Origin of the sequence: Methylophaga sp. UBA1464 (assembly GCF_002325665.1) — a bacterium.
GTDB lineage: Bacteria > Pseudomonadota > Gammaproteobacteria > Nitrosococcales > Methylophagaceae > Methylophaga.
This window is the reverse complement of the sequence record NZ_DCSO01000030.1, coordinates 12,924-15,026: the sequence shown is the minus strand read 5'-3', so window position 1 is coordinate 15,026 and position 2,103 is coordinate 12,924. Positions and strand designations below refer to the sequence as shown.

At 47.6% G+C, this 2,103-nt stretch carries 1 protein-coding gene and 1 pseudogene; both read right to left on the bottom strand.

Features of this window, described 5'->3' with window-relative positions:
* Positions 1-313: pseudogene (locus B3O33_RS03315) on the bottom strand (exodeoxyribonuclease V subunit alpha); the annotation flags it as partial.
* A partial coding sequence (locus tag B3O33_RS03310; RefSeq protein WP_292362920.1) for a 3'-5' exonuclease occupies positions 310-2,103 on the bottom strand: 1,794 nt, incomplete at its 5' end. The gene B3O33_RS03310 and the pseudogene B3O33_RS03315, both read right to left, overlap by 4 nt.

Below are 2,103 nucleotides of genomic sequence, written 5' to 3'. Positions count from 1 at the left end.
CATATAAATACAGCAAGCCATCTGCGGTCAGAATCAACGGTTTGAATTCCCCCGACTGCCCCACCACCTCACTGTTTTTCAGCTGTTTTAACCATTGTGAAGACTCAGGTAACGCCTCCTGGATAGCCGGAGTCAGTGAATAAAAGTCATGCAGATTCAGGCACACATGACCTTCGCTGATAGTTTCGCTGAGCAATCCTGCGGTTAAAGTCACCAATGGATCTTCTGTTTGCTGTTGACGACAAATATAAGCCGCAAACTGGTAAGCGAGCTCAGAAAAGCCTGCTTCCCGCAGCAGTTTCAACGCACTCATACGTCACCTGCCATCAGCTTATCCAGTGCTTCCAGTAACTGCCGATCCAGCCGATCAAAATACACCCCGGTTTGTGACCACTCCGGTTGCATACCGCGTAAAAACAGGTAATACACACCACCAAAATGCAGCTCCGGATCATAATCCGGCAGACGCTGTTTTAAATGCCGGTGCAGCGCCAGACTGTAAATCAGATACTGCAACGGATAACTGTGACTGAGCATGGCATTTTGCAATGCTTCACCTTGATATTGAGATGGGTCAGCTCCCAAATGATTGGATTTGTAATCGGCAATATAAAAGCGACCTTCAGACTCAAACACCAAATCAATAAAGCCTTTCATAAAACCGGTCAGATCCTGAAAAGTCAGATCGTTTGCCAGTTTCTGCCAGACCGAATCCCTGGCGGTTTGCTGCAGGACTTTTTTCAGCGCTGGCATAGTCAAGCCGGCCACCGGAAAATAAAACGCCATTTCATTAATGCGCTGGCTGGCTGGTAAATCACACAGGCGCAGCTTATTGTCAGCATCCAGTGGGGTTTTCAATACGTCCTGCAGCCATTGACTGACAACCTCTGTCCATTGGATATCAAGGCCAAACTGGGGCAATAATCTTTCAACGGTTTGTGATATCTGCTGAGGGTTTGCCGTATCGAACTCAATATTTTCCAGACATTTATGCAGGAAATTACCCGCCTGCCGGCCACGCTCAAAGGCAAAACGATCTTTCACATTCCGTTTACTAAGCGTTTCAATATCAGCTGTGACCAGTTCGGCATCATAGTCCGGTTGTTCAGAAACATGACCGCGGCTTAATAATGAAAAACTGCCAATGCGCCACGGTTTATGGATCATGCCTTCAAAACTTCTGGCTTGATAAACCGTTGTTGTGGATTGATCGCCCTGATAAACCAGCGGTGTTTGCGGCTGATAATCGGTCATGGCAATGTTGCCTGCACTTCTGGCTGATAAAGACTGTAAATCCTCTCGCATACCGGCAGCGTTTTCTGAGTGTAATAGCTGATACAACGCGGATTGCTGTATCTCCTTAACATTGCCCCAGACAATAATGCAGCGCTCTCTGGCACGTGTTAAGGCCACATACAACAGGCGCAGAGACTCTGCCTGCTGTTCCTCTTCAGCAACTAACTGGGCTTCAGATAATAGAGGGTCAGCCAATGCGACACTGGGTTGATACTGATTTTTCGGATCATGAAATTCCACAATATCGGTTTTGTTTTTGGCGGTTCTGGCAGTCCAGCTGAACGGACAGAACACGATGGGATATTCCAGTCCTTTACTCGAATGAATGGTCATGATTTTGACCAGCGCCGCATCACTTTCCAAACGTAACTGTGCGGTTTCATCTTCTGCTGCACTGGCTTCCTGCTGTCTGGCAAACCACTGAATCACTGACTCGATATGATGATTCTGCCGGGCGGACTCTGCCTGAATCAGTTCGGCCAGATGCAGGAAGTTGGTCAATTGCCGTTCACCATCTGCCTGTTTAAGCAAACGTTGCAGACCATTATCAAGCTGCAATAAAGCACGGAACATCGCCATAAAACCGGATTGCTGCCAACGTTGCTGCAACAGCTGCAACTGATCCATTAATTCATTCCAACGTAATTCGTCCTGCTGAATGGCATACAGCGCGTCAGCAGAATATTGAAATAAGGGTCCGGCTAATAACGTGCTGAGACGTTGCTGATGATCCGGTTGCGCCAACGCCAGCAATAAACAAAAAATATCCGCCGCCTGTTTGGAGGCAAACACATTTTCCTTGCCCTG